Origin of the sequence: Weissella thailandensis (assembly GCF_001932615.1) — a bacterium.
In the GTDB taxonomy this organism is placed as follows: Bacteria; Bacillota; Bacilli; order Lactobacillales; family Lactobacillaceae; genus Weissella; species Weissella thailandensis.
The window spans coordinates 753,267-779,531 of the sequence record NZ_CP014332.1 but is presented as its reverse complement, the minus strand read 5'-3'; the positions used below and the strand labels follow the sequence as shown (position 1 = coordinate 779,531).

Sequence of the window (26,265 nt, the reverse complement as noted above, 5' to 3'; positions counted from 1 at the left end):
ACGGCGGAAAGCATGTGTCACACTAACTTCAAAACAACTTTTTTCTCGCGCTATTTAATCGACATCTTTCTCAATCTTTACAGCAGTCCCATAGGCTGTAACTGAATCACCAATTGCTCCTGATGATGAATCAAAACGCATCATCACAACAGCATTAGCATCTACTTCGGCAGCGGCAGTCTTTAAACGATCAATGGCCTCATCACGGGCGGCATCTTGCAACTTCGTGTAACCTTTGATTTCACCACCAACAATAGCCTTCATTGATTGACCAAATGATGACACCACATTTCGTGAACGGGTTGTTAGCCCAAATACTTCACCCATCGTTTCGACAACATGGTAACCAGCAATTGCTTCCGTTGTCGTAACTAGTACTTTTTCAGACATACATATTCCTCCTTATCTATAAGCTTATCACTACCGACTACGCATCCAAAACTTCATCGTTTGTTGACGAACTAACTGATGAATTAAATTCATCAATTGATGATGCAATTTGATCACTATAGTAAGCCAACATTTTTCCTTCTAGTAATTCCGATAACTGTGACTCAGTTTTGATCAATGATTTTGCCGGCATCTTTACCTTTAACTTATCATCTCGTTTTGTGTTGATTTTAGAGGTTAATTGTTCTTTGCGATTATTTTCTTTTCCCGAAAAATCAATTGCGAATGAGTTTCCTTTATCACCAACAGTTAGCTTGAGCATGAAGTTTTTGATTGGATCAAGTGCTGACTTAGCCTCTTGCCACTCGGACTTCGAAATTTCCTTACCTGATTTTGTTTTTGAAATCTTTGTCATCAAACTTTTCATATCTGCTTTATTCAAGTTAACTCTGTATCCGTTAGACACTTTCTTGAACTTATTACTATCTAAATCTTTAAACCATTCTGTAACGGCTGTCGCGTCTGAACGCACTTCTTTAGTATCAATAGAACTGTACGAATCTTTTAACGACTCACTTTGAGACGAATCAAGCCAATATTTATCCAGTGATTTGGTTACTTTCGTTAGACCTTTTAAGCCATATTCTTTCACTGAACTTGTCAGCATATCCGCTGACACATAAATGTGTTTTTTATCCATTTTAATATTCATGGCTTCTGGTGTATTTTTATCAGTTACTTTTAAATGTACGTCCAGTTTATTTTCATTCTGTGAATCTGCTTTAAGTGTGCCGCTGACACTACCCATATCATCAACCGTGCCATTAGCCTTTACGCGAAAATTTGCAATATTATCATCACTTTTGGTCATCTTGACTAAGTTAGATTCGAACTGTCGCTTCGGTGTATGCAAGAAAGCATAGGTGCCGCCACCTACAACTACCGCAGTCACCACAACAGTAGTACTGACAACAACTGTTTTATTCATAATAATCCCCCATTACAACTACTCCGATGAAAACATCGCCCACATCTCTTTTTAATTATGATACTTCATTGTAATTGTAGCAAAAGCGTTGATTAATCACCAATTCTAATACTTATGTATTACAATTTATAAAAACGCCGCATTGTCAAATCAATCATCTTTTGCCGTAATGCTAAACGTTCTGACCACTCTGGAATAGTCTGCCAGGCAAAACCGGGTATTTGTTGACTAATCATCACATTAGACAGATAAAAATCCGTATCTTCGGTCAACTCATTAGTGATTTTTATATTTAATGTATCCCATTGACTAACCATTTGCGTTAAATAATTCTCTAACGCGGGCATGTCAATCAAATCAATCGTCACTGTAATCGTCGGGAAAATGTCCTCCACCGTAAACACTTTAATAAAAGTGCTTAATAACGGATTGAACAGCATCCCCATCAATTGTTCCTCACTATAATCAAACCGATGCGTAAACATATGAATGACCTGTTTCGTAAAGGCCGTGTGAATTGGATAAGTTTGCATTTGAAAATCAACATCTGGTAAAGGTTGAATATCATATGGTGGGAAATAACATAAACGAATCAAAACTGGCCCAATCAACTCTTTAATTGCTTGTTTTTGTCCGTCGGGCAGTTCTTTCATAAAATAATGCCAGTAAGCGCGACCGATTCGTTCAACGGCCCAAGTAACAGTTGCTTGATTATCAGCTGTTAAATCTGATAAATAATCGGTCGTTTGCCCAATACCCAACGCATAACATACAGACAAACCATAACGGAGCTCATCGTCCACCCAAGTATCTTCAGGATCTAACCGTAGTTTTAGATATGAAGCAAACTGTCCCATTAGTTGTTTGGCAGAAAATTGCAACGCTGCAGTTGGTTTAAGCAAATCTTCATCCGTAGGTTGAATATGATGACCGTTCATCACGCGTGTATGCCAGACACCAATCGTAATTTCTAGCACACGCTTAATCGTTGCCCGCTTCGTCAATAAAGGCACCACATCATTTTGAACCTGTTTCACATATTGTTGCGTCTCTTGACTAAACGGTAACGGCGAATTAGCAAAAGCTAAGTAGATTTGTTCAATCATCAGGGTTCGAATTTGGCGCTCATCACCCAATAATTGGTAATTATCCGCAATCCGAATACCCTGCTGCAGCAACTGTTCACGTACTTCTTCTTTTACCAACCGAACCACGGTTGTACTAGAGGAATGACGAAAAGCAATCACTTCATTAGAATGGACGCCTTCCAGAAAAACATCCAACAGGAGGTCAAATTTTAGTGATTGTCGTAAATAATACCCTTTCAAGGCAGCACTACTAATTAACTGTAAATCATGCAAGGTTATTGTCCGATTAGCATCAGACAGAATAATGAAGTCTTGTGATGACTGTGCCTGACAGTCAATGTTTAACTGTTGCGCAGCTTGTAGTGTCAGGTACCGAGACCAGCCCATTGCTGCCATCAAATCTTTAATTAAAAAACTTTTACTATGATGAGTGATTAAGTACTGATGTAGTGCCAATCGATGCTCATCTTTCTTTGAAAGTAACCAATTCATTGTGTCCACTCTCTCCATTTGATTAATCATAAAGCCATCATAACTTTATTTATCAATTTAATTTCGCTAATTTTTTACCCAATGAAAAAAATATAGTCGATATGGGTACCTTTAGTTAAATTCACTAATTTATAAACTACGCCCTAGTCAAAAGCCACCTTCATGACAATTCCATGAAAGTGGCTTGAAAACAGCTTACCGCCGCTTAAGTGAATATCTATTCTTTATTAAATAGTGACTCATACTCACTATATCCTTGGGCCGCTAATTCAGCGACCGGTACAAACTTGAGCGCAGCTGAGTTAATACAATAGCGTAACCCTCCTTGTGCGATTGGACCGTCAGTGAATACATGACCCAAATGTGATTCAGCATCTTGTGACTTAACTTCTGTCCGGTACATTCCGTGTGATGTATCAAGATGGCGTTTTACTGATTTTTTCTCGATTGGCTTTGTAAATGATGGCCACCCACAACCAGCATCGTATTTATCCAAAGAGCTAAACAATGGTTCACCACTCACAACATCAACATAAATACCTTCATCAAACCAGGCATCATATTTATTATTGAATGGCGCTTCAGTTGCCGCCTCTTGGGTGACCGCATATTGTTCTGGCGTTAATTGCTCACGTAAATCTGCTTCATTAGGCTTTGCCATTATTTGCATCCTCCTTATCTGACCAATACTTGTGCTGATACCTCTTTCTTGGCATCATCATCATCATTTCACGTAATGGATTTTTCTTATAAAACTGTTGATGTTCTTCTTCAGCATCGTAAAATGGTTTAGCATCTTCGATAGTTGTTACAATCGGCTGATCAAAACGTCCTGATGAAGCCAGTGCCTGCTTAGAAGCTTCAGCGATTTGACGTTGTGCATCATCCTTAACGAAGATAACTGGTCGATAAGTGTCACCACGATCTGCAAATTGCCCCATAGCATCGGTTGGATCGGCCAGTTGCCAATAGAGTTCAACCAAAGACTCATATGACACAATGTCATCATCGAACCAAATCTTAACTGCTTCTGTATGACCAGTAATATGAGCGGCTACCTCGTCATACGTTGGATCAACCATCGCACCACCGGTATAGCCTGATCGCACTTTTTCAATTCCTGGTAAGGTTTCGAACGGTTCGACCATACACCAAAAACATCCACCTGCAAAAATAGCTGTTTGCTTTGTCATTAATCATACCCCCTAATTAATAGGATACACCGTTAACCTACTTTTTTAATCTTTATCGTCTTTATCATCGTCATCATCTTTACTGCTTGACTCTGACGCCTTCTTAGCATCATCTGCTGCTTTTTGCGAAGCTGATGCAGCTGAGGCGGCTTGTTTATTAGCATCGTCCGCATTTGCTCTCGCATCTGCCAAGGCCTTATCAGCTGAACTTTGAGCCGCTTGGGCTGCAGCTGTCGACTCACTCATTTGCTTCTTTAAGTCTTTGAGCTCACTATCTTTCTTATCCACTGATTTTTGTAACGACGAAGCTGATGATTGATATTTACCAGTATCCTTCTTAGCTGTTACAAACCGTTGATTTGTTTTAGCTGCCTTTTTTAGTAAGTCCACCCCACCATCAGTATCAATCGCGCGCTGATACAAACTTTGGGCTGATTCCCAATTTTGTTTCTTAATCGCTGCATCTGCTCGCTCTAAATCATTCAATTGTTCACTGGCGGTCCGGTTCTCAACAGAAACACGTACCTGCCGTGACGCCTGATAATGTTTCTTGGCAGTCTGCCAATCCTGAACCGCGACGGCATCACGGGCTTTATTTAATTCTCTCGTATACGTCCGATCATCACTAAACCATATGATGGCCCCATAACCAGCCACAATGACCACAACGAGTCCGAGTACCGATAACATAATCTTCTTTCGACTCATGCTATGCTCCTTCAATAAGTATTTGTTGCATTATATCACGATTTGCAACTAACCAACAATTTAAGACAGAGCGTGACAAAAAATGGCTTGAAATCGGTGTGTAATGTTGTTTGCGTCATTTTTGACTGAAGCAAAGCGGAGGACAGGAATGGCGTAAACTGCATTACATTGAGACTTCAATTTTTTGGAACGCGTTTAATCAGAGCGTGACGAAAGTCGTTTTGAAGCCAGTTGTAACGATGATGGCGTCATTTTGGCTCGTAGCGCAGCGAAGAGACGGAATTATGCCATTGTTGTTACATTAAGGCTTCAGACTTTTGGAGCGCGTTTAAGCAGAACGTGACGAAACCCTAATATACCTGTAAAATGATAGTTATCTTAAAAAATGGAGAAAAAATCATGACAATTAAACATTTCGATCAGTTATTAGATAAATATGCCGATTTAATTACCCATGTTGGTATTAATGTAAAGCCTGGCCAAGATGTCATTATCTATGCCGAAATTGATCAAGCCGACCTTGTCCACCGGATTATGCATGCTGCTTATGCATTAGGTGCTAATCAAGTCATTGTTGAATGGAAAGATACCATTTTACAACGCGAATTTTTGACGCATGCCAGCGAAGCAACCTTAACAAATATCCCTGCTTGGGTTTCTGTCCGTGCCGAATCTCTAATGGCTAACCAAACCTCACGGATTTCCATTGTTTCGAATGATCCTGATGGCTTTAGCGATGTTCCCAGCGACCGGGTCTCACTTTACGAACAAGCCTATCAAAGAGCCAATACGGCCGTTCGTCAAGCCACAATGAATAATGACGTTGCCTGGCTAGTTGTGTCTGCTGCTGGTAAGGAATGGTCACAGAAAGTATTTCCAGATATAGCAGCTGATGAAGCGCAAGATAAATTATGGCAAGAAATTTTCAAGATCAACCGCATTTCAGAAGATAATGATGTCATTGCTGATTGGCAAGAACATATCGAGACGCTCAACGAAAAAGCGGCCTGGTTGAACCAACAAAATTTCAAGGCCCTTCAATACCATTCTGAAAAAACATCATTAACTGTTGGCTTAGCTGAAGATCATGTCTGGGAAGCTGCTGAATCATTCAACAAAGCTGGTAACCGCTTTGTGCCAAATATGCCCACTGAAGAAGTCTTTACGGCACCTGACTATCGCCATATTGACGGTACAGTACAATCAACAAAGCCTTTATCATATTCAGGTGTCTTAATTACAGATATTAAATTAACTTTTGCCGATGGTAAGGTCGTGGCTGCTGAAGCAACGACTGGTCAAGATGTATTACAACAATTAATTCAAACAGATGCAGGTGCTGCATCATTGGGTGAAGTTTCATTAGTACCAGATGATTCGCCAATCTCTAACTCAGACATCGTTTTCTACACGACTTTAATCGATGAAAATGCCTCTGACCACCTAGCACTTGGTGCTGCCTACCCTTCAAACATTAAGAACGGTACCCAACTGTCAGTTGCTGATCGTCAAGCAAAGGGCCAAAACGATTCAATCGTACACGTTGACTTTATGATTGGTTCTGCCGACATGGATATTGATGGTGTCACCCAAGATGGCCAACTAGTCCCTGTTTTCCGCCAAGGTAATTGGGCTTAATACAGAGTGTGATAAAAAACGGTCTGAAGCTGGTGTGTAACGTGATTTGCGTTATTTTTGGCCGGAGCAAAGCGCAGGACAGGAATGACGTCAATTGCGTTACATTGAAGCTTCAGTTTTTGGAGCACGTTTAAACAGAGTGTGACAAATAACGATTTGAAGTCGGGGTGTAATGTAGTTTGCGTTATTTTTGGCCGGAGCAAAGCGCAGGACAGGAATCATGCTAAAAAACACTTAATAATGAAAACGAGGTTTGGACTTTGACATCCAAACCTCGTTTTTAATTACAATAATTAATTAGTTAGAAACACCAACAATGACGTCACCAACTTGTGCAAAGCCAAAGTGAGTTGAACTTGCACGCATCTCCCAGTCACGGTGACCAGTTCCTGATGCAGTCGTCATATTTGTTTCGTTATACCAAGCATCAACAACTGATGAGCCAGCACCAAAACCAATTGAAATGACTTCATTACCATTGCTCCAGTGTTCATTAGGCATTGAACCACCGTTGTTAGCGATTTGTTGGGCACGTGCTTGTGCTTTGGCAGCTAAATCAGATGACCATTCAGTCGTCATGCCACTACGCTTAGACTTTAAAGCATTAAATGTGGCATTGTCAACGTTACCAGCAGTTGATGAAGATGCTGTTGTTGACTTTTCAGTCGCTTGTTGGTTAGCAGTTGCTTGCTTAGCAGCGGCTTGTGCTGAAACAGCAGCCTTGGCAGCACTGTCAGCAGCGGCTGATGATGAGACTGAAGCAGCTGATTGCGCAGCAGCACTTGACTTAGCAGTTGCAGCCATTGCCTCTGATTGAGCGGCTTTGGCGGCAGCTTCACTAGCTGCTGTTGCGTCTGACTCAGCAGCAGCCATTGAGGCAGCTTCAGCTTGTGATGAAGCAACACTGGCAGCAACTGATGCAGCATAGGCTTCAGAAGCAGCTTGTGATGAAGCTGCGGCTTGGCTAGCAGCGGCCTCTGATTCAGCAGCAGCAGAGTCTGCAGCTGCTTGGCTAGCTGCTGTATCATCTGCAGGTGCAACTGATGATGCTTCATTGGCTGCCGGTGCTGCTGTATAAGCAGTTTGAGTTGGTGCAGCAGCTGATTGCGCAGTTGCTGACTGAGCGGTTGCTGCAGTTGCCCCATTAAATGATTGACCAGCAACAATCAAATCAGGGTTAATAATCCCATTAGTTGTCGCAAAATGATCAACTGAATCATTTGTGGCCATGGCTAATGCCCAAACCGTATCACCGTTTTGGATTTGGTAATCGTTAACACCACCATTTGCTGAAACTTGTGATGCAACTTGATCAACAGTGTTAGCTTGCCATACATCTGCAGAAGCAGACTCATTAGCACCAACGAAAGCGACACCCGCTGCAGTAGTTGCTACTGCAACTGATACCCATTGCTTACCTGCCTTATACATTTTCTTGTGTGACTTGATTTCCATTGAAGAAGTTTCCCCTTAATTCGTTACGCGTTTATGCGTATTTAATTTTTGTTTAATACAACATTTTTTAATAATAACAGAAGTTCTTAACAAAATCATTACATTTTAAAGGAAAATTTTGAAATTTCTTAATAAGCTCGGGTAATTACTTAAGATTTGCCGGGAAACTAGACGGTAACGGTGCCCCAATCGACTTGATATCATTTGAAAACGGGATCGGTAGTTGCACACTAGCAGAATGTAACAATAAACCACCTGCATAATTAGACTGTTGATTATACAAGTCATCCCCCACCAGTGGATGCCCGATTGCTGCCATATGTAAGCGAATTTGGTGGGTCCGCCCAGTTTCTAACTGCAAACGGACTAACGTCTGTTGATAGACCGTTTTAATTTTTGTCCAGTGAGTCACGGCGGGTTTCGCGTTGATTCCATTGATTTGACGCAAACGAGTATTAGTTGGGTGCTCACCAATTGGTAGGTTAATCGTCCCCATTGGCTGTGGCAGGTGGCCGTCTACCCAAGCCAAATAAGTACGTTTGATGGTTTTATCATGTAACAGTTGATTCAACATTGGCACCACATATGGTACTTTCGCAATAATCAAGGCCCCAGTCGTTTGACCGTCTAAACGATGAACCATGTATGCCCGTTTACCCTGCTTAACCAAGTATGCTTGAGCAAAGTTCATCATCGTACCATCTTCACCAGGAGAATTGGGATGCGTTTTAACACCTTTGATTTTATTAACAACTAATAACTCGTCGTTTTCATATAAGATTTGTAAGGATTGTGAATCATCAGGGACATAATGTGAATCTGGTGTAATAAAATCAGTTGGTAACCAGTGCAATAACAACACATCATGTGGTTTTAAAATAGTTGAAGTCGGTTGATACTCACCATTCAAATAAATACGACGTGCGATTCGAAAATTGCCTCGTATCCGTCGTGGCACATGCCACATGGTCAGTTGCTCTTTAATTGAGACTGCCGGCTGATCCGCTGGCAGCTCGATTTGCTTTGTCCACCCTACCATTGCACACTCTCCATAGAAATAATGCATCACTATTGCCACAATAAAAGAGCCTAGGAGAATCCCCAGGCTCTTTTATTTTTAAACTGATTAACGATTACAACTTTGTAACGTTAGCAGCTTGCAAACCACGGTCACCTTGTTGTACTTCAAATGATACAGCTTGACCTTCTTCTAATGACTTGAAGCCATCAGATTGGATTGCTGAGAAGTGTACGAATACATCGTCGCCTGATTCGCGTGAGATAAATCCGTAACCCTTGTCTGCGTTAAACCACTTTACTGTTCCTTGTTCCATGTCTGAAACCTCCTGGCATCCTGCCATAAAAATTAATAATCCAAAACGAAGATGCCTTTATTTCTGAGAAACATAAAACAAAATCTTTCAAACTATGTTTTAAGTATAACACGTGTTCCTACTTAATGATACAAACATTTTAACTGATTGCGAAATTATTATCGCATGATTAGCGATGATACCAATTATAGCAGGCGATTACATTGATAATAAAAAAACATTTACTAAGCAGTTAAGACGTCGACTGTTCGAAATCAAACGGCCAATCATCTCTCCTGTTAATAAATGTTTTTAATTACTATTTAAGCATTTGCTTCATGGCTTCTGCTGTCATTTCCGCAGTTGCTTCATGAGAATAATTGGCAACGTCATTGGCACTTGCCTTTGGATTATCCTTCATATATGCAGCAACCTTAGCTTGAATGGCATCACGCATTTGCTTTTGTTGCGCAGCAACAGCGGTCTTATCTTGGCCAGCTGCCTTTTGCTTTGCTGTCACTTGTTTTGCTTGCTTGGCACTCAAAACAACCCAAGTATTCTTAGGAACAGTCACAGTGCTTGTTTGCTTAACTAGTGAGTGACCTTCACCTCCAAAGTCTAACAACCACTTGAAGAAGTCATTTTTCCACTCACGACGAGTTGTCACCGTCTTAACCGTAGCCTTATCAACATCAGCAGTCTTATAAGTTGCCTCCTTGTTAATAGCCTCGGCCATGTTCTTCTTGTTTGGTACAAAATGTGGTTTAGCTTTACCATCTTCACGATCCGCATAGATCATGACATAGTTGCCTGACTTCGTACCAAGTTCTTGTGTAATCAACATACCAGCGGGTGATTCTGAACCACCAGCTGAATAAATTGTCTTTTCGGTAGTTGTCGTCACATTCTTCATACCATAATGTGACTTGATATTAGCGGTCAGCAACAACACGGTTGCTCCTAATAAAGCAAAAGAGATTAGACCCATAACAAGGCGTGTTGGCGCACTTTTAATGTAGAACCATGAGATATATGTTAATACTGCAAATACTGCTAAAACAATAATAATCATGTTGCCTAATCCTCCTTTTCATCTGATGAGACATGTTTTGTCATACCCTCAGGTACAACACGACCACCGCGGACAAATAGTGCCACAATAATACCAAGAATTGCGAAGCCGAAACCGATGGCAAATGATACACGGAATCCCTTCATTGAGGCATCAAGCATATCTGATCCATATTGTAATGGGTTAGCTGTCTGCAAAGCCTTACCTGGCTCATTGTTATTGATAATATTTTGTGTCACTGATGTCAACAAGGCAACAACAACTGACGAAGCCACTTGACGGGCCGTGTTGTTTGAAGCCGTTGCATGTGGTGCTTCATTAGCTGGCAAAACTGACATTGACATCGTCGTCAATGGCATCATAACCATCGCAACACCAAACATACGCAAAGCATATAGGGCTGTAATGAAAGCACCTGAAGTCGTTGTCGTAATGAACATAAATGGCAAAGTTCCCAAAGCCAAGATGATAAAGCCGACAATTGCTAAACGCTTTGCACCAATTTGGTCATACATGCGTCCAGTCAATGGTGCCAACAATCCCATCATCAATGCACCTGGCAACAAAACTAGTCCAGAATTCAACGTTGACATACCATGCACGTTTTGCAAGTAAGTTGGCAACATCATTTGAACACCCATCATGGCCATCATAGCCAACATAACGCCTAAGGTCGTCAATGAGAATTGCTTATTCTTAAAGACACGGACGTCCATAAATGGTACATCCATTTTAACTTGGCGCCAGATGAACAAAATGATTAGTAGCAAACCAGCGATGATTGGTAAGATAACTGATGAGAAATCACCCCAACCTGCTGTAGCCACATTTGTAAATCCTAGTAGGAAGATACCGAAACCAAGAATTGACAAGACGAATGAAACAACATCCAACTTAATCTTCTTCGTAGGCAAAACGTTCTTAACATAGAAGAATGACAAAATAAATGCAATGGCAATAACGATCAATGGCAAAATAAAGATTGTTCGCCATGAAGAAGAAATTGTCAAACCAAGTAATGTGTGGTCCTTCTCAAGGATCCAACCAGACAAACTAGGTCCGATAGCAGGCGCTAGCCCAATCACGATACCGTTAATTCCCATGGCAGCACCACGTTCTTCAACTGGATAGATGTTAAGCATTACCACTTGCATCAAAGGCATCGTCACCCCAACGGCAATGGCAGTTACGATACGGCCAGCTAAGAACATCCACCACATATTTGAATCAGCAGGTGTAAAGGCCGTCAAAGCCATTCCTGCAGTTAAAAGTGCATAAGCAATAATATATAATGTTCTTGATTTAATACGTGTTGATAAGAAAGCTGAAACGGGCATCATCACCCCGTTTGCTAGTAAGAACCAAGTTGTTGCTTGTTGTGCCGTTGCAAACGAAATATCAAAATCGTTCATTAGGGTTGGAATAGCCGTTCCCAATGATGTTTGCATCAACACACCAGCAAAAGTACCGATCAATAATACGGCGACCATGGCTGTACGGTTAAATGGCTTACCGTCCATATCCAAAGTCACACTTTTATCATGTGCCATTTGTTTTCCTCCATTTGTTTTTAATCACAATGTACAATTGTAAAACTCGTTTTCTATTTAATCAAGGTTTTTTGTTAAGTAATTTAACAAACATTGTAGCCACGTTCACAAGTAACAACTGTAATAACCAATCGTGGTCATCAATTTATCTCTCAATACCGCTATGCCATAAGCAATGAAATCCCTTACAGGGTAATATCATTTATTGAACAGTCGTTTGTGATGTGTTCACAACTTCCAAAAATTTTTTCATAAAAAAAGAAGACCGAGACAATTTAATTGCTCAATCTTCTGATTATTATTCATTAAGTGTTTTTTACCACCAACCGTTAGCTTGACGGAAGGCCGTTGCGTTTTCAACTGAACCGTAACGTGAAGTGGCATAATCAACCATTCCTGAAGTTTGGCTGGCAACACTACCAGTTCCCCAACCTTCTTTGGTTTGACCAAGACCTTGGTAACCATTTGGTGAAACGGCATTAGGATTTCCACCTGATTCTGGCATAACAACTGAACTCCACAAAGCTTCAGTTCCACCGTTAGCCAAGAATTGTGCCTTAACTGATCCACCAGCTTCATTGTTTGATGATGATGTGCTTTCTGAAGCAGATGACTCATTTGAAGTTGCTGGTGCAGCTTGTTGAGCTGGCTCTGCAGCTGCAGTCGTATCTGCTTGAGCAGCTTCACTTGCGGCAGCTTTGTCAGCAGCAGCTTGTGATGCAGCAGCTGAGCTAGCAGCGGCGGCTGATGATGCTGCGGCAGCTGAACTTGCAGCAGCTGATGAAGCAGCTTGAGACATTGCCAATGATGCGGCATCATTAGCTGCAGAATCAGTTGATGCATCAATATCAGTTTCAGCAAGGTCTTCTGAATCTGGTACTTCAATCTTTTGATCAACAAAGATCATGTTCGCATCTTTCAAGTCGTTTGACTTTACCAAGTCATCAACTGTCATATTGAACTTGTTGGCAACTTCTGATAAAGTATCGCCCTCTTTAACTGTATAAGTTGATGCGGCATTAACAATAGATGAACCAGCAACAAAGACTGACGCAACTCCGGCAACTGCTAAGGCTGTTTGTTTCACTTTACTACTCATAAAAATTAATAATACTCCTAATGGATAATTTTGATTACTATATTTAATACCTGTGACTACGCAGGTTGATGAATTGGGCATTACCCAACGACAAGTAATAGTTTAACAATTTCAGCTTATAACAAGTTACATAAACATTACATGAATTTAAATGGTTAATTCAAAGCCGCTCATACACGAAATATTTTTGTAACATTAGAAAGTTTCCTCTATAAAATAGGCATTTATAAAGAAAACATTAAGATAGTTAACTCGAAAAATAATCTCTAAAATTTCCTTAAAAATAAAAAATAAAGACGCTGAACACGAATGTTCGGCGTCTTTCTGGATTTTTGTTACATTATCGTCATTTTGAAAAGTAATGTTTTTAGAATTTGCGTAACCATATCGTATCTATCTCGTGATTAGCTTGTTTATGCAATACTAAATCGGCACGCTCACGAGTTGGTAAAATATATTCGTTTAAGTTAGGCAAATTCACTTGGCGCCAAACATCTAAAGCAGATGCTACCGCTTGTTCCGTTGGCATCTTTGTATACTTAGCAAAGAATTCATTATCAGACGGATTATCCTTTGCAGCTGACAGCAACGCCTTAAAGCGTTCAATATACCATTGCTCGATCAAATCTGTTTGTGCATCAACATAGATCGAAAAGTCAAAGAAATCAGAAACGTATACAGGTGTGTTCGCCCCGCTTTGTAACGTGTTGATACCTTCAATAATGAAAATATCTGGATTATCAAACTCATCATACTCACCTACCAACACATCGGACATATCATGAGAATACTTAGGCGAATGGACAGTCCGTTTGCCTTCTTTCAATGCATTCATAAAAGCTAATAACTCTGCCATATCATAAGACTCAGGAAAACCCTTACGGTCAAAAATACCAGTAGCTCGTAATTTTTCATTAGAATATAAAAATCCGTCAGTTGTCGTTAAAGCAATTTCCTTCTCGGGGAAAGCTGACTGCAACATATATTGTAACAAACGTGCTGTTGTCGATTTACCAACCGCCACTGAACCAGCAATACCGATAATAAATGGTCCCCGTGATGCTGACTGACCAAGAAAATCAGCGCGTTCTGCTATATCATGCCGATACTGGTCATAACGTAATTTAATATAGGTCACTAACGGTCCGTAAATATTAAATACATCGGCCATCACAATGCGGTCATTATATGCCTTAATGTTCTGCAATGTCTGTGGTGTCATATCAATTTTTTCTGGCACCACATACTGATTAGCTAATTTTTGCCAATTCTCTCTATTAAAAACAGCAAAATTTAACGGTGCTGTCGCCATAGTAGACTACCTCATCTCGTATAAGTTATCAGCCACATTCGCTAATAGTGGCGTCAATTCTTGAACGGCAAATATCGTTAACTGATGCATTGCACGAGATGCAATGGTATAAACAAGTTGTCGTTCATCATCTCCATGATACACCTTTGGCGACGCATTCCACATAATAACGGCATCAAATTCTAGTCCCTTGGCCAAGTACGCAGGCACAATAATTGTTCCTGGTACTAAGCGTTGATTTTCTGTGCGAATAATCGTCACATCCGCTTGGTCACGTAAAGCTGCGTACGCTATTTCAGCTTCCGCCAAAGTCTTCGTAATAATCGCCGTCGTCTCTTCTGCAGCTTGATTATCAGCTAATTGTTGCACAATTTCTGTCACCATTGCTTCAGTAGTTGGCACGATTGAAACCGCTGGTAAATCACCGGCGCGTTCAAAAGCATCAATTTGCGCGCCATTAATCAAAATATCTTTTGAAAAGTCCGTAATTTGTTGGGTTGAACGATATGTTTGGGTTAACTCAATGTACTCTGACTTATCAGGATCAAATAACTGTGACAATTCATCCTGCAAACTAACGGCGTTTTCCTTGGTAAAGATGGCCTGGTTCAAGTCACCTAACATTGTAAAGCGAGCCTTTGGAAAACTAAACTTTAAGAACGCCAACTGGAAAGATGTATAGTCCTGAATTTCGTCAATGAAGACAAAACGAATATCACGTTCGCCACGGCTCCCCTTAATGAGATCGAATAACATCATATAAGGCGTCATATCTGCCATTGGCAAAATACCTTGGCGCATTTGTTCAACGGTGTGCTTGACACCAGTTTGCCATTCTGCCTGACTCATATCATAGTCAGCCAAATTGATAAGCTGAGGTACTGATTTTAAGAAGTGCACAAATTGCTCATTAATATTGATGAAATGATTACGATTAACACCGCGGATAACCGGCGTGAATGCTTTCATTACCAACTGCTTCGCAATATACTTATACTCCGCTTCGTCTGAATCAAATTCACGTGGATTGTCACGGAGCATCGTATCATATTGTTCCTTACTCAAATTTTGCACTTCATTTTCTACCCAATCAGCATGGACTTCATTACCTGATTTACCTTGCAAAATCTTCATCAATTGTTCTTTCGTCGCATGCAGACGATTACCAAGGTTATAGTTATCATTAAATGAATAGTAGATTTCCGCAATTTTATCCTTGCTGATTATTTCTTGACCACGGAATTTAATCGGCCGTAGTTTCAAATTGGCTTGGTTTAATGATTGCGCGTACGCTTGCATGGCTTTAAAGTAGGCACTTGTCCCCTTTAAGTCAATAATTTGCTTGGCCATGCCTGTTGGTTTCGATTCAAAACGTTCTTGCAATGTTTCTAACTGTAACCTAGGCAAACGACGTGATGCATACTGATAAAAGGTCATTTGCACCATGTTTTGCTCACCTAATTCTGGTAGCACTTGATCGATATAATCATTAAACAATTGATTTGGCGAGAATAGTACGACTTGTCCTGAAGTTAAATGACCACGATAACGATAAAGCAGATAAGCCACTCGTTGTAGTACAGCCGATGTTTTACCAGAACCAGCGGCTCCCTGCACAAACAGCAAGTCCGCTGCCGTATTACGGATGATTTTATTTTGTTCTTTTTGAATCGTCGTAACGATTGACTTCATCTTAGTCGTTGATTCACCTGAAACCGCATTAAGCAGCATCTGGTCACCAACTGCTTCGTCAGTATCAAAAATTGTGACAATTGTGCCATCCTCAATTTGAAATTGACGTTTCAAAGAGACTTCAGCATCTTGTTTACCATCAGGTGTGTCATAAGAGACTTGACCTAAACCACCATCATAATAGATAGAAGAAATTGGTGCACGCCAATCATAAATCAAGAAATTATCTGGTCCATCTGAAAATGATGCTAAACCAATATAGATTTGATCAACCTTTTCTGCTCCCTTTTCTTGCACATCAATGCGTGCAAAATAAGGGCGTTCAGTCAAACGATCCAATACGACTGCCTGATGTTCGGCTGAATCCATCGCCAACTCACGTTCTTGTAACATTTGTTGTTGTTGACGGACCGACATCGCTGTCTCAAACAAGCTACCATACGTTGATGTCTTAAAACGAACATCTTTCCAGCCAGAATCAACATCCGCCTTCTTTTCCTTGGCGTTCGTTTGTTGCATTTTATTATTTGCCTTAGCATCCTGAATTTTTTCTAGTACAGAATCTAAGCGTTTTTGCTCTGAGTCATACGGCGTCATGTTATGCTCCCCCGATAAAAATTAGTGTTTCTATGTTACACCACTTTGGCCTGTTTCGCTAGTTATTTTTACAGACAAAAACTGGGACAAACATGATGTCCCAGTTTTTTCCTATTAATTATAGATTATTTTTCTTCAATATCCAATGGCACTTCATCACCATCTGCTTCTTGTGCAGCTTCAGGTGCATCAGCTGATCCATCATGGCTACCAATATAAGCCAGACGAACTTGATCATAAATTTCATCGTAAATTTCTTTATGTTCTGGTTCCTCTAACCAGCGAATAACATTGACCTTTCCTTGGCCAATCTTTTCACCCTTATAAGAGAACCATGAACCAGCTTTAATGATGATTTCTTTATCAGCTGCCAAGTCGATCATTTCACCAGTCTTTGAAATTCCCTTTCCAAAGAGAATTTCAACTTCAACTTCACGGAATGGTGCGGCAACCTTATTCTTAACGACCTTAATACGTGTCAAATTACCAACAGATTTGATATTATCACCATCTGCCTTAGTTGCATCAATACCACCCTTACGACGAACATCCAGACGTACTGATGAATAGAACTTCAATGCACGTCCACCAGGAGTTGTCTCAGGATTACCAAACATCACACCAATCTTTTCACGTAATTGATTGATAAAGATAGCCGTCGTTCCTGTCTTTAAGATAGCACCTGACATCTTACGTAGCGCTTGTGACATCATACGTGCTTGCAAACCAACTGACGAATCACCGATTTCACCATCAATTTCTGCCTTAGGTGTCAAAGCGGCAACAGAGTCGACAACGACCATATCAATCGCACCTGATGCTACCAAGGCGTCCGCAATGGCCAATCCTTGCTCACCAGTATCTGGTTGAGATAATAGTAGTTCATCAACATCAACACCTAATGCTTTGGCATATTCCACATCCATCGCATTTTCAGCATCAATATAGGCAACGATACCACCTTTTTTTTGTGCTTCCGCAACCGCATGCAAAGCCAAGGTCGTCTTACCAGATGATTCAGGTCCATATATTTCAACAACACGACCCTTTGGATAACCACCAATACCCAAAGCCACATCAAGCTTCAATGAACCAGTTGGTGTTGATTCAACTTTGGTAAAGCGACTGTCTCCAAGCTTCATAACCGATCCCTTACCGAAAGACTTTTCAATCTTTTTCAAAGCGTCATTCAATGCATTTTGACGTTCTTTAGGATCAGTGATCTTACCTTCTAATTTTTTATTTGGATTAATATTCTTTCCTGTAGCCATATCTTTTGGGCCTCCGCTCATTAACTTTAACTTAACGCAGTTCTAGTGTAACCTAATTAACACTTTTTTTCAATACATCTAATTAATTGACGATTCTTTGGCTAATAAATCTACCAACCAGTCAAAGCCAGCTGCGACACTCGCCTCACGGACTGCCTGACGATCACCACTAAACTGATATTTCTGCGCCATTGTTTGTCCAGACGGCGTTGCCACACCAATATAGACTGTCCCAGCTGGATGTCCTTCTAACGCATCCGGACCAGCTACACCAGTAAAACTAATCGCCCAATCAGTTGCTAACTTTGCTTGCGCACCCCTGGCCATTGCTTGCGCCACTTGGTCAGATACAACACCATACTGCGTAATCAATTCTGCGGGCACCCCTACTAATTTCGTTTTAGCAGCGGCCGCATAAGTCACAAAAGCCCCTGGTAGTGCTGCAGAGATACCACTCACTTCAGCTAACGTTGCCACAAACAACCCAGCCGTTAAAGATTCAGCTGATGTAATCGTTTGGTGACGAGTAATTAAACTTTTCCCAACTTGTTCTTGTTGCATTGCCAACCTCCTTCCCCATTAATAAAGAGGCAACATGTTCTATAAATGTCTTTTATTAGTATAAATCAAAAATTGATATTCGACGACCATTATGGAATATAAAAGCCAGGACATTTCGTCCCGGCTTTTATACTTAAATTTCATTTATTATGAGATTCAAAGAGGTCTTTTTGTCACACTCTCTCAAACGCGTTCCAAAAGACTGAAGCCTTAATGTAACAACGATTACGTAATTCTGTCTCTTCGCTTTGCTACGAGCCAAAATAACGCAATCATTGTTACAACCGGCTTCAAACCGTCTTTTGTCTCGCTCTCTACTTAAACCCATCGGCGAATACGCCACGGTTCTTATAGAAGTAATCAATTCCTGAGTAAACCGTTGCGATTAAGGCAATCCACATCATAATCATGGCGAATGGTACATTGATCATTTCGAAGAAAACATCGTGTAGTAGGAAGAAAGAAATTGAGACCATTTGTGAGGCGGTCTTAATCTTTCCCGGCATAGCTGCTGCCAAAACCTTACCATTATTTTCAACAATCAACGTACGCAAACCAGTAATTGCTAACTCACGGATAACAATAATGGCAACCATCCAAGCTGGTACCCAATCAAATTGAACAAAATAAATCAAGGCTGTCATAACGAGTAACTTATCAGCTAGTGGATCCGCAAACTTACCAAAGTTTGTGATCAAGTGACGCTTACGAGCAATTTTACCATCAGCAAGATCAGTTAATGATGCGCCAATAAATATAATTGCAGCGACTAAATGTGCGACAGGTAATGTTGTACCGCCAAACGTCAAAACACCCCAATCAGGTGAAATTGACAATACTAACATAAACACTGGAATCAAAATCATTCGAAATACAGTCAGTTGATTTGGTAAATTCATTTTTTATCTGCTCCTACGTTTTTATCGTGTAAAGTTCATATTCAAGTGCCAAACACTCGCATTATTAGATTGCAAGTCAACTGACTTACCATTTAGTGATACTTTTGTTGCTAAGGCATTTCCAATTGAGACCTGCACACCATTTGCTGATGTTGGGATATCAACCTCTTGCGTCTTACTATCTTCCACAGTACCATTCCACAATACGGTACCAGCTGCATCACTAACTTGCATCCATGAAGAACCATCTTCGGCCTTCAACTGCATCTTCATTGCCTTATTAGGAGCTTTTACTGAGTCATAGGTAACTGTCGTACCACTCACATTACTTTCGCCCAAGTCAACTTTAGCTGTCTTTTCCTTCTTTTCAGAAGATGATTTTGATGATGCCTTCTTTGAGCTGCTTGATGCTGATGATTTTGACTCACTAGCAGAAGACGTCGTTGCTGATGACTTTGATGATGCCTTCTTTGAAGAAGAATCCTTGTTAGCAACTTGTGATGTTGATACTGAGACGGTCGACTGGTTCTTTGATTCTTGCTTAGCAGAACCAGCAAACGATGAAACCACTGCCCAAATAATGGCGATAATCGCAACGATGACCACACCAATAATGATTTTTGGCATCATGCTTCGTGTTTTATCAGCAACTGTCTCTTCATTTTGATGCATGCCCGCACGAGTCACATTATCTGCATCAACACGTGCTGCACTTAAATCAGGTTGTGGTGTTTCAGCGTCTTCATTTTCATATTTTTGCATGAAGGCAACCGCATCTATTCCAACCGCCGTTGCATATTGACGGACAAATGCGCGTTCATAAAAGGCACCTGGTAATTGATCAAATTGGCCACTTTCAATCGCCGCTAAGTAGCGTTTTTGAATTTTCGTTGATTGTTGAATATCATCAAGTGATAGCCCTTTATCAAGTCGAGCCTGTTGGAGCTCTTGTCCGATAGCGCTATTGCGTTCTTCGTTCATAATCTCTCATCCTAACTTTTAAAATTTAGCATAATAAATATAATTGCATTCTATTTCATTTTAACATAATTACAACATATCAGGTCGAGCGATTATGCTGGCCACTGGGCTGACCGCTGTCTGTGTTAATACCGTAATCATATCATTGACTGTTAGCGCTTGCAAAATAGCTATTTCATCTTGCAAGGTTGCCTCATCAAAAGTTTGGCCTTCAAAGCGAATGGCCGTTTCTTCTAGTTGATTTAATTTATTGATCAGACGACTTAAGGCATCATTCTTAACCAAATTAAAACTGGTCGTCAGTTGACTAACTTGCGCCGTTAAATCATTCAAAACCTGTGAAACTGCTGCAATGACGCGCTCTGGATCTGCCGTTTCAGCAGCAATTGTCAAATAAGCAAAGTGCCGTTCCGCGTCAAAATCGGCACTAAAGTTATCATCAATGAGACCATCGTTATACCAAGTCATATACGTTGGCGAAAACTCACCAAAAACAAGATCGATAGCGAGACTACCAATAATTGTCACTCGTAAAATATCACGTCGCGACAATTTGGCAAAATCTAGTTCCCATCGTTGACCCAATACCACTTTGTTCCGCACGACATTTAAAGGCACTTCTAATGGCGTTGTGATGACAGGTTTTAAGTCTGACACCAACTTGATAACTGATTTAGCTGCTACGCGCTGCCCTGCTGGCGAGTTTTCAATCAAGGACAGTAACCTTGTTTCATCAAAAGCCCCTGTGACCACCACATCCATATTGTCTGGTTGATAAAATGATGAAAATGCTAACTGCAACTGTTCCGGCGTGATTTGGTGAACCGATTCGACTGTTCCTGCAATGTCCTGTCCTAAAGGATCATCCGGATATAAACGCGCCAAAATTAGACGGTATAGTTTTGAATTAATGTCATCCTCATACATGTCTATTTCTTGCGTAATTATTTCTTGTTCACGTTGGACAGTTGCTAAGTCAAAATACGGTTCTTGCGTGAATGTCAATAATTCTTGCAATGCTGCTTGATTACCAACGGTTGTTGACAGATAATAACTTGTTCGTGTCTGGGTCGTAAATGCATTAGCATTTGCCCCAAGTTCGCTTAATCGTGAAAACGCATCATAATCTGGTTGTGCAAACAGACGATGCTCGACAAAATGAGCAACACCAGCTGGTTGTGAAACAAGTTTCCCTTGATCCATAAACAGTCGATCACGAGCACCATAGTCTACCGTGACCATTGCGACCACTTGGTGAAAGTCTGGTCGTGGGAGCAGGTGCACCCGCAAACCGTTCGACAAAGTTAGATGTCTTTCAGCTGGTAAAAATTTTTGTGATTTAGCCAACATTCACTTCTCCCCCAACCATTTCATACTGCAATTGCCAAACTGCACGCTGTGCTAAACTTCGAACTTGTTCAGCCGTTACCGCGTCAATCTTTTCCAACCAAGCGTCATCAGTGATTGGCTGAGCTAAGACTTGTTGATTATACAGACGATCTGCTAAATAAAGTGGCTGATCCAAGGTCATCGTATACGATGTCTTTAATAATTGTTTTACTACTGCCAATTCTTCATCAGGAACTAATTCCTGTTGGAGACGTTGTAATTCTTCATTAACTTTTGTTGTTGTAATAGCTAGATTGACTTGATCAACACCTGCTTCTACGATCAATAACCCAGTATATGGATTGTAATCAGATGAGATACCATAAACTAGCCCTGCTGATTCACGAACGTTTAAAAATAATCTTGAAATCGCCAGGCCACCAAATAGACCATTAAACACATTAGCAATAAAGCGTTCATCGCCAGCCGACATTAATGTATAGCCCAGCACTAAACGCGCTTGGTTTACATCATCCTGTGACTTGACCTGCTTAACTTGTGGGAATAACTTTTGCTGATAGGTTGCCTGCAATTGATGATGGCGTGGTGCAAAATTAAATTGCGTTGTTGCTGCAAGCACCTCGGCTAAGGCAATATCCCCTACGACCACAATATCAATACGATCATTTGCGACACTTTCTTGCCAAACCTGCCAAGCTTGTTGTGGCGTGGTAGCTTGCAAACCAGAAATGGTTCCAAAAGCTGGCAATGCCTGATCTGCAGAGCCAAAATAAGCTTGCAAGGCTTCTCGTAAGGCATAGTAAGGTTTATCTTCGCGAAGACCAGCAACTTCATCAAGGGCAATTTCCTTTTGTCGATTAAACATGACTGGTGAAAAACCAACTGACTCGTCACCCATTGGCCGATTAATGACTTCATTTAAAAAGTTGAACCCATCACGCAGAATATCACTATCTGTCGTTGCAAAAGCTTCGTGGACCAAATTTAATTGCAAGCGAATGGTATGTAATTGACCGACTTTAAAAATCTCTGTCCCAAAGGCTGCCCCAGTCATTTCGCTTAGAGCCTGAGCAAGCTTGGTTTGCGAGGAATACTTTGCAGAAGCCGTTTCCAGCATATTACTTACTAGGACACGTGCATTGAGAGTTTGTTGATTTAATTGTTGCGTAAAATTAACTGCGATGTGCGTTGTTGCAAATTGTTTTGTCGGTAAAACATGAACAAACACACCCGTTTGAATTTCTTTTGTTACCACAAACGTACCTTCTCTGATGAAAATAACTCTTGTATTTTCACTTTCATTTAAAATATGTGCTTAAAATTAGCAATTGTCTTTAAGTATAACCTTTCGACTAGCGACTTACCACATTTCCTCATAAGGATTAATAGTTTTTTTATTTGTCATCATCTTCCTAAAAGACAAATAAAAAACTGAGATAGAAAATTGAAGTGCCCCATAATTGTTAGACACAAAAATCTAACGATTATGGGGTATTTTTCATGACTAAATATTCAACTGATTTTAAAATTAATGCCGTGCAACGTTACTGTAAGGGAAACATCTCGTTAAATGCGCTCGCAGCAGAATTAAAATTGTCAGACGAGAATTTACTTAGAGGATGGGTAAATCTTGCTAAGGAACAAGGCCTTGAAGCATTAGCAGTTAAACATCATAGAAGGCGTTATGATCTAGACTTCAAGCTGAAAGTGGTAGAATACTATCAAACTCATGCTGTGGGAGTTAGTAAAGTTGCCGCTATTTTTAACATCTCAGCTTCACAAGTTTATAGCTGGGATAGAGCTTTTAAGCTAGGTGGGTTAGCTGCATTAATTCCTCGTCAAAAAGGAAGGCCTAGCTTAATGAAAAAGAAACCAGTAAAGTCTACACATCAGTCAGCACTTTCACTAAGTGAAAAACAAGCCTATGAAGAAGAAATATTACGTTTAAAAGAACAATTATTTCGAACAGAAATGGAACGAGATATATTAAAAAAATTACCACCCCGGTCGGATCTCTCTCAAACAAAGCCAAAACACTAGCAGTTGATTCTGTCCGGGGAGACCGTAAGAATAGATGCACAGTTAATGACCTACTAACATTTTTTGATTTGAAACATGCGACTTATTATGATGAGAAAAAACGATTATTAAAGACTAGTAAGTATCAACAGATTCAAAATATGATTCAAAACATTTTTCTGGCTAGTCACAAAACCTACGGTTATCGCCGTATTCATCGTCAACTTTTAAATCAAGGTGTTAAAATTTCTGCTAATACTGTCCTTAAATTGATGCATACATTAGGGATTAAAAATCATATATACCGTAGGCATACCAGTTCATATAGTTCATACAAGGGCAACATTGGTACTAAAGCACCTAATTTTCTGAAGCAAACGTTTAATGCCACCCAGCCTTATACGGTCATTCATACCGATGTGACCCAAGTGCGGTTAACTAATCAACATTGGGCCTATATTTCAGCAATGACAGATGAAGCAACCAAGGAAGTGTTGGCATTACAGGTTAGTGCGCACCCAGATAAGCAATTAATTATGAAAACGATAGACCAATTGTGCGCTAATTTACCAAGTGGTACAAAGTCGATTATTCATTCCGATCAAGGCTGGCATTATCAACAGAAAGATTATCAAGCCAAGTTAAAAGCTTTAGACTTTATTCCCAGTATGTCACGTAAGGGGAATTGTTTGGACAATGCCCCCATTGAAAGCTTTTTTAATCTGTTAAAACGGGAAAGTCTTAACCAACAACATATTAAAAATATTGCAGAATTAAGTGTTATTGTCGACAAATACGTCCATTGGTTTAACCATGAGCGTATTTCGTTGAAAACAAAAGGCCTGCCTCCGATTGCATATCGGGAACAGGTCTTAGGTAATTAAAATTTATTTAAATGTCTAACTTTTTTGTGGCACTTCAAATCTATCCCAGTTTTTACGTTTATTTATATTAATTATGAAAAGATTGCTGACAAAGCTAAGATAACGATCAAGCCGACAACAGAAATCAATGTTTCTAGTACCGTCCAAATCTTCAAAGTTTGCTTGACGTCCAAATCAAAGAACTCCTTGAACATCCAGAAACCAGCATCGTTAACGTGTGAAATACCAACTGAACCGGCACCAATAGCCAAGACAACAAAGGCTGGATCGACAGCTGATTGACTTGCTACCAATGGTGCAACGATTCCGGCTGTTGTCAAACCAGCAACTGTTGCTGATCCAACTGACACACGCAAAATCAAAGCAATAATCCAAGCAAAGATAATTGGTGACAATGACGTGTTTGAGAAAGCTGAAGCAATTGCATCAGAGATACCACCAGCAGTCAAGATTCCCTTGAAGGCGGCACCACCACCGATAACCATCAATAGGTTAGCGATTGACTTCAAGGCATTACTCATTGAGTCACCAACTTCACCCATTGTACGACCTTGCTTTGGTCCCATTGACCAGATCGCAAATGACATAGCCACGACCATGGCAATCACAGGATTTCCAAACATGGCAACAATCTTATCTAATACAGATGGATCAGTAATGTACCCACTTTGAGTGGCATGTGACATGGCTTTCCATGAAGCATCACCAATCGTACCTGAGTAAACTTGCTTACCACCATTGACCGCCAACGTGTAAATTGTTGAAATAAGCATGAAGATAACGGGCATCAATGAGGTTGTGATTGCCAAACCAAATGATGGTGTATCTTCTAACTTGAATGTCTTAACTTCACCAATAGCATCTAGCTTCTTAGTAATCTTAAATGCTTTAGGCTCAAACTTCTTAATAACACGAGTGAAGTATGGTCCAGCAACTAACATTGCAATGATGGCAACAACAATACCGTACATCAAGACGATACCAATGTTAGCACCTAGAATATTAGTAACTGCTGTAGGTGATGGCTGTGGTGGCAAGAACCCTTGAGCAGCAGACAAGGCTGCAGCCATTGGAATTCCCAAGTAAAGCAAAGGTACTTCAGCTTCAAGCGCAATTGTAAACACAATTGGGATCAAAACAACTAGTCCCACTTCGAATAGCAAAGAAATACCAATGATAAATGATGCACCGGCAACTGCCCACTGCAAACGCTTCTTACCAAATTTTCTAATCAGCGTTGTCGCAATACGGTAGGAACCACCAGAATCAGAAACCAAACGACCAATCATCGATCCAAATCCAAAGACGACAATCAGCTCACCCATCGTGCCACCGATACCGTCTTTCAACGCATCAGCGATTCCAGCTGGGTTCATACCCAGACCAAGGGCAACTAAAATAGATGTAATAATTAATGCCACGAAGGTATTAACATTTAACTTCAGGATAAAAAATAGCAACAAGGCAATTCCAAGAACTAGAATCAAAAATGGCCAAATATTAAAATCACTTAGCAACCATTGATACAGTCCTGTAGATTTGTCAATTGATAATCCTGTTAGCATTGTGAACATAATACACTAACCTCTTCAATCAAAAAATAATTTCACTCACACTTGTGTAAGCGATTGCTCAACTACGTTATTCTACACCTTTTCACTAACTTTTTACAACTGTACAAATCGTAAAAAAGCGTTTACGACACCTTTTGAT

General features: G+C 40.4%; 24 protein-coding genes. 3 read left to right on the top strand and 21 right to left on the bottom strand.

The genetic code is table 11. The features are described from left to right. Positions 1–54 precede the first annotated feature (54 nt). The 6 genes from FOL01_RS03800 to FOL01_RS03775 all read right to left on the bottom strand — a co-directional run bounded on the left by FOL01_RS03800 (position 55) and on the right by FOL01_RS03775 (position 4,859). Complete coding sequence (locus FOL01_RS03800) at positions 55–390, bottom strand: heavy metal-binding domain-containing protein (RefSeq protein WP_075269415.1); 336 nt, start codon at positions 388–390, stop codon at positions 55–57. Positions 391–427: 37 nt separating this feature from the next. Further along, positions 428–1,378, bottom strand: a complete 951-nt coding sequence (locus tag FOL01_RS03795) for a hypothetical protein (RefSeq protein WP_075269414.1) — start codon at positions 1,376–1,378, stop codon at positions 428–430. Between the two features lie 119 nt (positions 1,379–1,497). Beyond that, positions 1,498–2,958, bottom strand: coding sequence for a helix-turn-helix domain-containing protein (locus FOL01_RS03790; RefSeq protein WP_075269413.1), 1,461 nt, complete (start codon positions 2,956–2,958; stop codon positions 1,498–1,500). Positions 2,959–3,175: 217 nt separating this feature from the next. Continuing rightward, positions 3,176–3,619: a peptide-methionine (R)-S-oxide reductase MsrB gene (msrB, locus tag FOL01_RS03785; protein ID WP_075269412.1), complete on the bottom strand. Its 444-nt coding sequence runs from the start codon at positions 3,617–3,619 to the stop codon at positions 3,176–3,178. Next, positions 3,606–4,151: a peptide-methionine (S)-S-oxide reductase MsrA gene (msrA, locus tag FOL01_RS03780; protein ID WP_075269411.1), complete on the bottom strand. Its 546-nt coding sequence runs from the start codon at positions 4,149–4,151 to the stop codon at positions 3,606–3,608. Before msrA ends, msrB begins: the two co-directional genes overlap by 14 nt. Positions 4,152–4,196: 45 nt before the next feature. Further along, positions 4,197–4,859, bottom strand: coding sequence for a hypothetical protein (locus tag FOL01_RS03775; RefSeq protein ID WP_075269410.1), 663 nt, complete (start codon positions 4,857–4,859; stop codon positions 4,197–4,199). A gap of 399 nt (positions 4,860–5,258) precedes the next feature. Between FOL01_RS03775 and FOL01_RS03770 the strand changes: the two genes are divergently transcribed. Beyond that, entirely contained in the window at positions 5,259–6,497 is a 1,239-nt protein-coding gene (locus FOL01_RS03770) for an aminopeptidase (RefSeq protein ID WP_075269409.1), read from the top strand. Between the two features lie 297 nt (positions 6,498–6,794). On the opposite strand, the gene FOL01_RS03765 is transcribed toward FOL01_RS03770, so the two are convergent. From FOL01_RS03765 to yfmF, 14 genes are all read right to left on the bottom strand, one after another. Beyond that, positions 6,795–7,952, bottom strand: coding sequence for a CAP domain-containing protein (locus FOL01_RS03765; RefSeq protein WP_075269408.1), 1,158 nt, complete (start codon positions 7,950–7,952; stop codon positions 6,795–6,797). Positions 7,953–8,097: 145 nt separating this feature from the next. Then, positions 8,098–8,991 (bottom strand): RluA family pseudouridine synthase, encoded by an 894-nt coding sequence (locus FOL01_RS03760; protein WP_075269407.1) that lies wholly within the window; start codon positions 8,989–8,991, stop codon positions 8,098–8,100. Between the two features lie 94 nt (positions 8,992–9,085). Then, the gene (locus FOL01_RS03755) at positions 9,086–9,286 is read right to left on the bottom strand and encodes a cold-shock protein (protein WP_075269406.1); all 201 of its coding nucleotides are present in this window, start codon (positions 9,284–9,286) and stop codon (positions 9,086–9,088) included. 298 nt (positions 9,287–9,584) lie between these two features. Then, a complete protein-coding gene (locus tag FOL01_RS03750) occupies positions 9,585–10,337 on the bottom strand; it encodes a DUF4811 domain-containing protein (RefSeq protein ID WP_075269405.1) in 753 nt (250 codons plus the stop codon). 5 nt (positions 10,338–10,342) lie between these two features. Continuing rightward, positions 10,343–11,887 carry an MDR family MFS transporter gene (locus FOL01_RS03745; protein ID WP_075269404.1) on the bottom strand — a complete coding sequence of 515 codons (1,545 nt, stop codon included), beginning with the start codon at positions 11,885–11,887 and terminating at the stop codon, positions 10,343–10,345. A 316-nt stretch (positions 11,888–12,203) separates the two neighbouring features. Next, complete coding sequence (locus tag FOL01_RS03740) at positions 12,204–12,986, bottom strand: LysM peptidoglycan-binding domain-containing protein (protein WP_075269403.1); 783 nt, start codon at positions 12,984–12,986, stop codon at positions 12,204–12,206. Between the two features lie 367 nt (positions 12,987–13,353). Continuing rightward, entirely contained in the window at positions 13,354–14,298 is a 945-nt protein-coding gene (gene coaA / locus FOL01_RS03735) for a type I pantothenate kinase (RefSeq protein ID WP_075269402.1), read from the bottom strand. Between the two features lie 6 nt (positions 14,299–14,304). Next, positions 14,305–16,587: an RNA polymerase recycling motor HelD gene (gene helD / locus FOL01_RS03730; protein ID WP_075269401.1), complete on the bottom strand. Its 2,283-nt coding sequence runs from the start codon at positions 16,585–16,587 to the stop codon at positions 14,305–14,307. A 125-nt stretch (positions 16,588–16,712) separates the two neighbouring features. After that, positions 16,713–17,858 carry a recombinase RecA gene (gene recA, locus FOL01_RS03725; protein ID WP_075269400.1) on the bottom strand — a complete coding sequence of 382 codons (1,146 nt, stop codon included), beginning with the start codon at positions 17,856–17,858 and terminating at the stop codon, positions 16,713–16,715. 78 nt (positions 17,859–17,936) lie between these two features. Then, complete coding sequence (locus tag FOL01_RS03720) at positions 17,937–18,419, bottom strand: nicotinamide-nucleotide amidohydrolase family protein (protein ID WP_075269399.1); 483 nt, start codon at positions 18,417–18,419, stop codon at positions 17,937–17,939. A 314-nt stretch (positions 18,420–18,733) separates the two neighbouring features. Further along, on the bottom strand, positions 18,734–19,318 hold the full coding sequence (gene pgsA / locus FOL01_RS03715; protein ID WP_075269398.1) for a CDP-diacylglycerol--glycerol-3-phosphate 3-phosphatidyltransferase: 585 nt from the start codon (positions 19,316–19,318) through the stop codon (positions 18,734–18,736). A gap of 21 nt (positions 19,319–19,339) precedes the next feature. Beyond that, positions 19,340–20,299, bottom strand: coding sequence for a helix-turn-helix domain-containing protein (locus FOL01_RS03710; RefSeq protein WP_075269397.1), 960 nt, complete (start codon positions 20,297–20,299; stop codon positions 19,340–19,342). A gap of 69 nt (positions 20,300–20,368) precedes the next feature. After that, positions 20,369–21,649: an EF-P 5-aminopentanol modification-associated protein YfmH gene (gene yfmH, locus FOL01_RS03705; RefSeq protein ID WP_075269396.1), complete on the bottom strand. Its 1,281-nt coding sequence runs from the start codon at positions 21,647–21,649 to the stop codon at positions 20,369–20,371. Next, positions 21,639–22,904 carry an EF-P 5-aminopentanol modification-associated protein YfmF gene (gene yfmF, locus FOL01_RS03700; RefSeq protein WP_075269395.1) on the bottom strand — a complete coding sequence of 422 codons (1,266 nt, stop codon included), beginning with the start codon at positions 22,902–22,904 and terminating at the stop codon, positions 21,639–21,641. Before yfmF ends, yfmH begins: the two co-directional genes overlap by 11 nt. A gap of 245 nt (positions 22,905–23,149) precedes the next feature. Between yfmF and FOL01_RS03695 the strand changes: the two genes are divergently transcribed. Both FOL01_RS03695 and FOL01_RS03690 read left to right on the top strand, forming a co-directional pair. Further along, on the top strand, positions 23,150–23,689 hold the full coding sequence (locus FOL01_RS03695; protein ID WP_075269203.1) for a helix-turn-helix domain-containing protein: 540 nt from the start codon (positions 23,150–23,152) through the stop codon (positions 23,687–23,689). Further along, entirely contained in the window at positions 23,587–24,552 is a 966-nt protein-coding gene (locus tag FOL01_RS03690; RefSeq protein ID WP_156834978.1) for an IS3 family transposase, read from the top strand. Before FOL01_RS03695 ends, FOL01_RS03690 begins: the two co-directional genes overlap by 103 nt. A 71-nt stretch (positions 24,553–24,623) precedes the next feature. Here the strand turns inward: FOL01_RS03690 and FOL01_RS03685 are convergent, their stop codons facing one another. Then, positions 24,624–26,126, bottom strand: a complete 1,503-nt coding sequence (locus FOL01_RS03685; RefSeq protein ID WP_075269394.1) for a gluconate:H+ symporter — start codon at positions 26,124–26,126, stop codon at positions 24,624–24,626. Positions 26,127–26,265 lie beyond the last annotated feature (139 nt).

What these genes read in the sequence shown, in the direction of transcription:
- FOL01_RS03800 (WP_075269415.1), bottom strand. Translation starts at nt 390, where the DNA reads ATGTCTGAAAAAGTACTAGTTACGACAACGGAAGCAATTGCTGGTTAC.
- FOL01_RS03795 (WP_075269414.1), bottom strand. Translation starts at nt 1,378, where the DNA reads ATGAATAAAACAGTTGTTGTCAGTACTACTGTTGTGGTGACTGCGGTA.
- FOL01_RS03790 (WP_075269413.1), bottom strand. Translation starts at nt 2,958, where the DNA reads ATGAATTGGTTACTTTCAAAGAAAGATGAGCATCGATTGGCACTACAT.
- msrB (WP_075269412.1), bottom strand. Translation starts at nt 3,619, where the DNA reads ATGGCAAAGCCTAATGAAGCAGATTTACGTGAGCAATTAACGCCAGAA.
- msrA (WP_075269411.1), bottom strand. Translation starts at nt 4,151, where the DNA reads ATGACAAAGCAAACAGCTATTTTTGCAGGTGGATGTTTTTGGTGTATG.
- FOL01_RS03775 (WP_075269410.1), bottom strand. Translation starts at nt 4,859, where the DNA reads ATGAGTCGAAAGAAGATTATGTTATCGGTACTCGGACTCGTTGTGGTC.
- FOL01_RS03770 (WP_075269409.1), top strand. Translation starts at nt 5,259, where the DNA reads ATGACAATTAAACATTTCGATCAGTTATTAGATAAATATGCCGATTTA.
- FOL01_RS03765 (WP_075269408.1), bottom strand. Translation starts at nt 7,952, where the DNA reads ATGGAAATCAAGTCACACAAGAAAATGTATAAGGCAGGTAAGCAATGG.
- FOL01_RS03760 (WP_075269407.1), bottom strand. Translation starts at nt 8,991, where the DNA reads ATGGTAGGGTGGACAAAGCAAATCGAGCTGCCAGCGGATCAGCCGGCA.
- FOL01_RS03755 (WP_075269406.1), bottom strand. Translation starts at nt 9,286, where the DNA reads ATGGAACAAGGAACAGTAAAGTGGTTTAACGCAGACAAGGGTTACGGA.
- FOL01_RS03750 (WP_075269405.1), bottom strand. Translation starts at nt 10,337, where the DNA reads ATGATTATTATTGTTTTAGCAGTATTTGCAGTATTAACATATATCTCA.
- FOL01_RS03745 (WP_075269404.1), bottom strand. Translation starts at nt 11,887, where the DNA reads ATGGCACATGATAAAAGTGTGACTTTGGATATGGACGGTAAGCCATTT.
- FOL01_RS03740 (WP_075269403.1), bottom strand. Translation starts at nt 12,986, where the DNA reads ATGAGTAGTAAAGTGAAACAAACAGCCTTAGCAGTTGCCGGAGTTGCG.
- coaA (WP_075269402.1), bottom strand. Translation starts at nt 14,298, where the DNA reads ATGGCGACAGCACCGTTAAATTTTGCTGTTTTTAATAGAGAGAATTGG.
- helD (WP_075269401.1), bottom strand. Translation starts at nt 16,587, where the DNA reads ATGACGCCGTATGACTCAGAGCAAAAACGCTTAGATTCTGTACTAGAA.
- recA (WP_075269400.1), bottom strand. Translation starts at nt 17,858, where the DNA reads ATGGCTACAGGAAAGAATATTAATCCAAATAAAAAATTAGAAGGTAAG.
- FOL01_RS03720 (WP_075269399.1), bottom strand. Translation starts at nt 18,419, where the DNA reads ATGCAACAAGAACAAGTTGGGAAAAGTTTAATTACTCGTCACCAAACG.
- pgsA (WP_075269398.1), bottom strand. Translation starts at nt 19,318, where the DNA reads ATGAATTTACCAAATCAACTGACTGTATTTCGAATGATTTTGATTCCA.
- FOL01_RS03710 (WP_075269397.1), bottom strand. Translation starts at nt 20,299, where the DNA reads ATGAACGAAGAACGCAATAGCGCTATCGGACAAGAGCTCCAACAGGCT.
- yfmH (WP_075269396.1), bottom strand. Translation starts at nt 21,649, where the DNA reads ATGTTGGCTAAATCACAAAAATTTTTACCAGCTGAAAGACATCTAACT.
- FOL01_RS03695 (WP_075269203.1), top strand. Translation starts at nt 23,150, where the DNA reads ATGACTAAATATTCAACTGATTTTAAAATTAATGCCGTGCAACGTTAC.
- FOL01_RS03685 (WP_075269394.1), bottom strand. Translation starts at nt 26,126, where the DNA reads ATGTTCACAATGCTAACAGGATTATCAATTGACAAATCTACAGGACTG.